This window comes from Pseudomonas sp. FEN (genome assembly GCF_904067045.1).
Taxonomy (GTDB): Bacteria; Pseudomonadota; Gammaproteobacteria; order Pseudomonadales; family Pseudomonadaceae; genus Aquipseudomonas.
The window spans coordinates 243,200-252,046 of record NZ_CAJFDC010000016.1 but is presented as its reverse complement, the minus strand read 5'-3'; the positions used below and the strand labels follow the sequence as shown (position 1 = coordinate 252,046).

Annotated in this window: 1 protein-coding gene (running past one end of the window); it reads left to right on the top strand. The window is 64.6% G+C overall.

The window, feature by feature from the left end; genetic code table 11:
- The first annotated feature begins 250 nt into the window (after nucleotides 1–250).
- Nucleotides 251–8,847 carry the beginning of a non-ribosomal peptide synthetase gene (locus PFEN_RS19880; RefSeq protein ID WP_191488513.1) on the top strand. It continues 22,399 nt past the right edge of the window, so only the first 8,597 of its 30,996 coding nucleotides appear in the window; the start codon lies at nucleotides 251–253; its stop codon lies beyond the right edge, outside the window.

Below are 8,847 nucleotides of genomic sequence, written 5' to 3'. Positions count from 1 at the left end.
CATGACAGACAGTCGCCCATGGATGCTCTAATTTTCGAGGCCTGTGGGGAGCATGGCGAATGGGATGTTTCGCATGTGTCAGTGGACCGCAACCCTTAGTTGCTGCGGACCCGATCACGCCTGCGCTCGGACTCCCGTGCTGTCTTCGATGCTCGAAGCCCCTCCATTTTTTATCGCGCGAAACGCTGTCTCCGACGCCGAACCTTTGGGTCGACAACCCTTTCCGAAATGATAAACAGCAGGTTATTCGATGCACTTCAGCGAATTGATGGCAGTTCTTTCCACGCACGCGATCCGTCTTCAGCAGGAAGAAGACGATCTGGTGATTCTCGGTGACGATGAGGGCCTTGATAGCGCCATACTCGACAGTCTCGGCGTGCACAAGGCGGAACTGCTCAAGCTGGTGGCTCGAAACGGTGGTGACTGGTTGAGCCCGGCGTTTCGCATAACCGCGGATATGCTGCCGTTGGCCAACCTCAGCCAGGCCGCGATCGACCGGATCGTCGACGTGGTCCCGGGCGGTGCCGGCAATGTGCAGGATATCTACCCGCTGGCGCCCCTGCAGGAAGGGATTCTCTACCATCACCTGGCTGCCGGGCAGGGTGATCCCTATGTGTTGCGGGCGTTGTTCGGGGCCGTGAGCCGCGAGCGTGTCGACGATTTCGCCCAAGCCCTGCAAGCGGTGATCGAGCGTCACGACATCCTGCGCACGGCCATGGTCTGGGAAGGTCTCGACGAACCGGTGCAGGTAGTGTTGCGCGAGGCGACGCTGGCGGTGGATGAGTTCGAGCTGGCGCCCGCCGACGGTGATATTGAAACCCAACTGCGTGAACGTTTCGATTCCCGGCACTATCGTCTCGACCTGCGCCAGGCCCCGCTGATGCGCCTGGTGTGCGCCGAGGACCGGGTCAACGCGCGCTGGGTCGCGATGCTGCTGTTCCATCACATCGCCATTGACCATGCGGCGCTGGAGCTGGTGAAGTACGAAATGCAGGCCTATCTGCTCGGTGAAGGTCACGCCTTGCCCGAAGCGGTGCCCTATCGCAACTATGTGGCACAGGTCCGGCTCGGTATCGGTGCTGATGTCCATGAAGGCTTTTTCCGCGACATGCTGGCGGATGTCGATGAGCCGACGCTGCCGTTTGGCGTGGTCGGAACCCCGGGCAGCGATGCGCTGATCGAAGAGGTCCACCTGCCCATCGCTACCGACTTGAGCCAGCGCCTGCGGATCCAGGCCCGGCAGTTGGGCGTCAGTGCCGCGAGCCTGCATCACCTGGCCTGGGCGCGGGTTGTTGGCGCGCTGTCGGGCAAGTCGGACGTGGTCTTCGGTACCGTGCTGATGGGCCGGATGCAGGGCGGCGAGGGTGCCGACCGGGCCCTGGGCATGTTCATCAATACCTTGCCGCTGCGGGTCAAGCTCGAAGGGCACGGGGTCCGCGAGGGGGTCAAGACCACCCATGCGCGTCTGACCGCGTTGCTCGGCCACGAGCATGCGTCCCTGGCGCTGGCCCAACGCTGCAGCGGCGTGGCCGCGCCGGCGCCGCTGTTCAGTTCGCTGCTCAACTACCGCCATAGCGGCAGCGAGGCGCTGGTTTCGGTCGAGACCGCCCGGGCCTGGTCCGGCTTGCGGAGCCTGGGCGGTGAAGAACGGAGTACCTATCCGATCACCCTGTCGGTGGATGACCTGGGCGAGGATTTCAGCCTGGCGGTCCAGGCCCTGGTGGAGATCGGTGCCCAGCGCGTCGGCGATTATATGCTGGCGGCCCTTGGTGCCTTGGTCGAGGCCCTGGAGCAGCAGCCACAAACGCCATTGCAGCATTTGGAGATCCTCTCGCCGGTCGAGCGCCAGCGAGTGCTGCACGGTTTCAACGCCACCGCGCGCGACTACCCGCGACATAGCAGCCTGCAAGCGTTGTTCGAACAGCAGGTGGCGGCGCGGCCCGACGCGCTCGCCGCAGTCCAGAATGAGCAGAGCCTGACCTACCGGCAACTCAACAATCGGGCCAACGCCCTGGCCCAACACCTGCTTGACCTCGGTGTGCAGCCGGGCGCGCGAGTGGCGCTGCTGCTGGAGCGCTCACTCGACCTGCTGGCCGGGCAGTTGGCGATCATCAAGTGTGGCGCGGCCTATGTGCCGCTGGATATCAACGCTCCGGCCGAACGCCAGGCATTCATGCTGCAAGACAGCGCCGCGCGGCTGCTGTTGACCCTGAGTGGCAACCGGGTGCCCGAAGGCATCCAGCGGCTTGACCTGGACCACCTGGCGCTGGACGCCGTCACAGCTGATCCGGCACTGGCCGCGGACGCCGAGTCGGTGGCCTATATCATGTACACCTCCGGCTCCACCGGTACGCCCAAAGGGGTCTTGGTGCCGCACCGGGCGGTCAGTCGCCTGGTGATCAACAACGGCTATGCCGACTTCAATGCCGGTGACCGCGTGGCCTTCGCCTCCAACCCGGCTTTCGATGCCAGCACCCTGGATATCTGGGCGCCGCTGCTCAACGGCGGTTGCGTGGTGGTGGTCGAACAGTCGGTATTGCTGTCCCTGGAGGCGTTCCGCGCGCTGTTGCTGGCGCAGTCGGTCAGCGTGTTGTGGATGACCGCGGGCCTGTTCCATCAATATGCCGGGGGCCTGATGCAGGCTTTCGGCCAGTTGCGTTATCTGATCGTCGGCGGCGATGTTCTGGACCCGGCAGTGATCGCTCGGGTGCTGGAAGAGGGCGCCCCTGAACATCTGCTCAACGGCTATGGCCCGACCGAGGCCACCACCTTTTCCACGACCTATGAAATCACCGTGGTCGGCAACGGCGGCATTCCCATCGGCCGGCCGATTGGCAACAGCCAGGTGTATGTCCTTGATGCCTTGCGTCAACCGGTGGCGGTGGGCGTGGCCGGCGAGTTGTATATCGGCGGGCAGGGCGTGGCCAAGGGGTATTTGAACCGCCCGGAACTGAATGCCACGCAGTTCGTCGCCGACCCCTTCACCGCCGAGGCCGGGGCACTGTTGTACCGTACCGGTGACCTTGCGCGCTGGACCATGGATGGGGTTGTCGAGTACCTGGGGCGTAACGACGATCAGGTGAAGATTCGCGGTTTCCGTATCGAACTGGGGGAAATCGAAGCACGCCTGTGCGCTTGCCCGGGTGTCAGGGAAGCCGTGGTGCTGGCCCGTCAGGACGAGCCTGGACACAAACGTCTGGTGGCCTACCTGGTCGGCGAGGATGAGCGTGCCTTGTCGGTAACGCAATTGCGTCGCGAACTGGCGGCGTCCCTGGCCGAATACATGGTGCCGAGCGCCTTCGTGGTCCTCGGGGCGTTCCCCCTGACCGCCAACGGCAAGCTGGATCGCCGGGCCTTGCCGACGCCGGATGCCGAGGCCTATGCCAGCCGTGAATTCCAGGCACCCGAGGGCGAGCTGGAAATCACCCTGGCGCGGTTGTGGAGCGAGTTGCTGAAGGTCGAACGGATCGGACGCCACGATCATTTCTTCGAATTGGGCGGCCACTCGTTGCTGGCGGTGAGTCTGATCGAACGCATGCGCCAGTTGGGCCTGAGTGCCGACGTGCGCGTGCTGTTCAGCCAGCCGACCTTGGCCGCGCTGGCCGCCGCCGTGGGCGGCGGCCGTGAAATCAGTGTGCCGGCCAACCTGATCGCGCGAGGTTGCGAGCGGATCACCCCGGACCTGCTGCCACTGGCCAAACTGACCCAGGCGCAGATCGACCGGGTGGTGGCGAGCGTGCCGGGCGGTACGGCCAATGTGCAGGATATCTACCCGCTGGCGCCGTTGCAGGAAGGGATTCTCTATCACCACCTGGCGGCCCGGGCCGGCGACCCCTATGTGTTGCAGACCCAGTTCGCCTTCGATAACCGCGAGCGCCTGGAGTCCTTTGTCCAGGCCCTGCAGATGGTCATCGATCGCCATGACATCCTGCGCACCGGGGTGGTCTGGGAAGGCCTCGATTCGCCCGTGCAAGTGGTCTGGCGTCAGGCGCGGTTGCATCTTGAAGCGCTCGAACTCGATCCGCAGGCCGGCGAAATGGGTGTGCAATTGCATAGTCGTTTCGACCCGCGTCACTATCGCCTGGACGTGACCCAGGCACCCTTGATGCGCCTGGCTTATGCCGAAGATCCACGCAACCAGCGGATCAGCGCGATGCTGCTGTTCCATCACATGGCCCTGGACCATATGGCGATGGAGGTGGTGCAGCACGAAATGCAGGCCTGGCTGCTTGGCGAAACCGCGGCCTTGTCGGCACCGGTGCCGTATCGCAACTATGTGGCCCAGGCACGCCTGGGCGTGAGCCAGGCCGATCACGAAGCGTTTTTCCGTGACATGCTCGGTGAGGTGGAAGAGCCGACCTTGCCGTTCGGCCTGCAGGATGTACAGGGTGATGGTCGTGATATCGAGGAAGCCGGTCAGGCGCTGGCGCGCGAGCTCGACCTGCGCCTGCGCGCCCAGGCCCGACAACTGGGGGTGAGCGTCGCCAGCCTGGTGCACCTGGCCTGGGCCCAGGTGCTGGGCAAGGTCTCGGGGCGCCGGGATGTGGTGTTCGGCACCGTGTTGATGGGCCGGATGCAGGGCGGCGAGGGTGCCGACCGGGCGTTGGGGATGTTTATCAATACCTTGCCGCTGCGGGTTGCCGTCGGCGGGCAGGGCGTGCGCGCCGGGGTCAAGGCGACCCATGCGCGGCTGACCGCATTACTGGGGCACGAACATGCTTCCCTGGCCCTGGCCCAGCGCTGCAGCGGGGTGGTCGCGCCGACGCCACTGTTCAGCGCCTTGCTCAACTACCGGCACAGTGCTGTCGGCAGTGTTTCCGAACAGGCCGTACAGGCTTGGCAGGGTATCCATGCCCTCAGTGGCGAAGAGCGGACCAACTACCCGTTGACCTTGAACGTCGATGATCTGGGCGATGGTCTCAACCTGACGGTTCTGGTGGCTACCGCGATTGGTGCGCGGCGGGTCTGCGGCTATATGCAGACGGCGCTGGAGCATCTGGTGATGGCCCTGGAGCAGACACCGCAAGCGTCGCTGCAAGGGCTGTCGATCTTGCCAACGGCTGAGCGTGAGCAGTTGCTGGTGGGGTTCAACGCTACGGCACTGGAGTATCCGCAAGAGCAGACCATTCATGGCTTGTTCGAGGCGCAGGTTGAGCGTACCCCGGATGCGTTGGCGGTAGTGCATGGTGGGCAGCGCCTGAGTTATCGGGAACTCAACGAGCAGGCCAACCGCCTGGCGCATGCCTTGCGCAAGCAGGGTGTGTTGCCGGATTCGCGGGTAGGGATCTGTGTTGAGCGTGGTACCGAGATGGTCGTCGGCTTGCTGGCGATCCTCAAGGCGGGCGGCGGTTATGTACCGTTGGACCCGGCTTATCCGGTGGAGCGGATTGCCTATATGTTGCAGGACAGTGCTCCGGCGGCTGTTCTCGCACAGACCGCGACCCAGGACCTGTTGGCGGGCGTTTCGGTACCCGTGATCAACCTCGACCGAGGCACTTGGCAGGACGAATCCGTCCGGAATCCAGAGGTGCCGGGGCTGACCTCGGCGCACCTGGCGTACTTGATCTACACCTCCGGTTCGACCGGCTTGCCCAAGGGCGTGATGATCGAACACCGCAACACGGTGAACTTCCTGACCTGGGCCCATGCCGCTTTCAATGGCCTCCACGATAACGCGGGGCTGCTGGATCACAGGCAATCTAATTCGGCCTTGAGCAAGACGTTGTTCTCGACTTCGCTGAACTTCGACCTGGCGGTCTACGAGTGCTTCGCGCCCTTGACCTCCGGCGGCAGCATCGAGGTGGTGAAGAACGTCCTGGAACTGCAACACGGCGAACACGATATCGGCCTGATCAACACCGTCCCCTCGGCCCTCAAGGCCCTGCTGGAAGTCGACGGCCTGCCGAAATCGGTGCACACGGTCAACGTCGCTGGCGAAGCCCTCAAGCGCAGCCTGGTGGAAACCCTGTTCGAGAAAACCGCCGTCCAACGCCTGTGCAACCTCTACGGCCCTTCGGAAACCACCACCTACTCCAGCTGGGTAGCGATGGACCGCGAGGAGGGCTTCGCCCCTCACATCGGCAAACCAGTTGGCAACACCCAGTTCTACCTGTTGGACGAGCAACAACAACCCGTCCCACTGGGCGTCCCGGGTGAAATCTACATCGGCGGCGCGGGCGTGGCCCGAGGCTACCTGAACCGCGATGACCTGACCGCCGAACGCTTCCTCAAGGACCCGTTCAGCCCGGACAGCTCGGCCCGCATGTACCGCACCGGCGACCTCGGTCGTTATCTGGAGGACGGCAATATCGAATACCTGGGTCGCAACGACGACCAGGTGAAGATTCGCGGTTTCCGTATCGAACTGGGGGAAATCGACGCCCGCCTGGCCAAACACCCGGCCATCCACGAAGCCGTGGTCACGGCCCGTGAGGACATCCCGGGCGACAAACGCCTGGTGGCCTATTACACCGTCCAATCCACGGAAGCCGCGCCGGCTATCGACAGCCTGCGCAACTGGCTGCAGGAGCAATTGCCAGCCTATATGGTCCCGGTGGCCTACATGCAGCTCGACGCGCTGCCGCTGACCCCGAACGGCAAGCTGGACCGCAAAGCCCTGCCGGCCCCGGACAGCGATGCACTGGTACGCCGTGGCTACGAGGCCCCGCAAGGTGAAGTCGAAACCCAGCTCGCCGCTATCTGGCAAGAACTGCTGGGTGTCGCACAGGTCGGTCGTCACGACCATTTCTTCGAACTGGGCGGCCATTCGTTGCTGGCCGTGAGCCTGATCGAGCGGATGCGCCAAGCCGGATTGAGCGCCGATGTGCGGGTATTGTTCGGTCAGCCAACCCTGGCCGCGCTGGCCGCCGCCGTGGGTGGCGGCCATGAAATCAGCGTGCCGGTCAACCTGATTGCACAAGGTTGCGAACAGATCACCCCGGACCTGCTGCCACTGGTCAGCCTGACCCAGGCGCAGATCGACCTGGTGGTGGCAAATGTGCCGGGTGGCGTAGCCAATGTGCAGGATATCTACCCGCTGGCACCGTTGCAGGAAGGGATTCTCTATCACCATCTGGCGTCCGCGACAGGTGACCCCTACGTGCTGCATGCCCTGTTCACGGTGCCGGACCGCCAGCGCCTGGACGCTTTTGCCCAGGCACTGCAACAGGTGATCGAGCGCCATGACATCCTGCGCAGCGCGGTGCTCTGGCAAGGCCTGGACGAGCCGGTCCAGGTGGTTTGGCGCCAGGCCCGGCTGCATTGCGAAGCCCTGTCGCTGGCCCCCCGCGCCGGTGACGTGGCGAGCCAGCTCAAGGCGCGTTTCGATACCCATCACTCGCGCCTGGATGTGAGCCGGGCGCCGCTGATGCAACTGGTGTTTGCCGAGGACGAAGCCGAACAGCGCTGGGTGGCGATGCTGCGCTTCCACCATATGGCCCTGGACCATACCGCCCTGGAGGTGGTGCGCGACGAAATCCAGGCGCACCTGCTGGGGCAGGCCGCGCAGTTGGACAGCCCGGTGCCGTATCGCAACTATGTGGCCCAGACGCGCCTGGGCGTGAGTCAGGCCGCTCACGAAGCATTTTTCCGCGACATGCTTGGCGATATCGACGAGCCGACGCTGCCGTTCGGTTTGCAGGATGTGCAGGGCGACGGTCACGCCATCGAGGAAGCCACTCGGACCTTGCCGTCGGCCTTGAGCCTGCGCCTGCGGGCTCGGGCACGGCAATTGGGGGTAAGCGCCGCCAGCCTGCATCACCTGGCCTGGGCCCGGGTACTGGGCCAGGTTTCGGGCAAACAGGATGTGGTCTTCGGCACCGTGTTGATGGGCCGTATGCAGGGCGGCGAGGGCGCCGATCGGGCGTTGGGGATGTTTATCAATACCTTGCCGCTGCGGGTTGCCGTCGGCGAGCAGGGTGTGCGCGCCGGAGTCAAGGCGACCCATGCGCGGCTGACCGCCTTGCTCGGTCACGAACACGCGTCCTTGGCCCTGGCCCAGCGTTGCAGTGGGGTGGCCGCGCCGACGCCACTGTTCAGTGCCTTGCTCAACTACCGGCATAGCGCCGTCGGCAGCGTTTCCGAACAAGCCGTGGAGGCTTGGCAGGGCATCGAAATGCTCGGCGGCGAAGAACGGACCAACTACCCCTTGACCTTGAGTGTCGATGACTTGGGCGAGGACTTCAGCCTGAATGTGCTGGTCAGCACCGAGATCGGGGCCATGCGGGTTTGTGGCTATATGGAGGCGGCGCTGGAGCATCTGCTGCAAGCGCTGGAGCAGGATCCAGAGGCGCCGCTGAGCAGTCTGTCGATCCTGCCGGCGGCCGAGCGCGAACAATTGCTGGTGGCGTTCAATGCCAGCTCCCGCGATTACCCACGCACACAGACCGTGCACGGCCTGTTCGAGGCCCAGGTCCGCGCCCGTCCCGAGGCGTGCGCGGCGATACACGATGGTGTGTCCCTGACCTATGCCGAGCTCAACACCCGGGCCAATCGCCTGGCCCGGCATCTGCGTGGCCTCGGCGTGCAACCGGGCGACAGCGTGGCGATCCTGCTGGAGCGCGGCCATGGGCTGCTGGTCAGCCAGTTGGCGGTACTCAAGTGCGCGGCGGTCTATGTTCCGCTGGATATCAACGCGCCGGTCGAGCGCCAGGGCTTCATGATCGAGGACAGCCAGGCTCGCGTCCTGTTGAGCGAAAGCCAACTGCCGTTCGCCGCCGGCGTGCCGCGCGTGGACCTCGACCGCCTGGACCTGACACGCCTGGACGGCACCGACCTGGAGGGCGCGCAGTCCAGCGAAAGCGTGGCCTACATCATGTACACCTCGGGTTCCACCGGCACCCCCAAGGG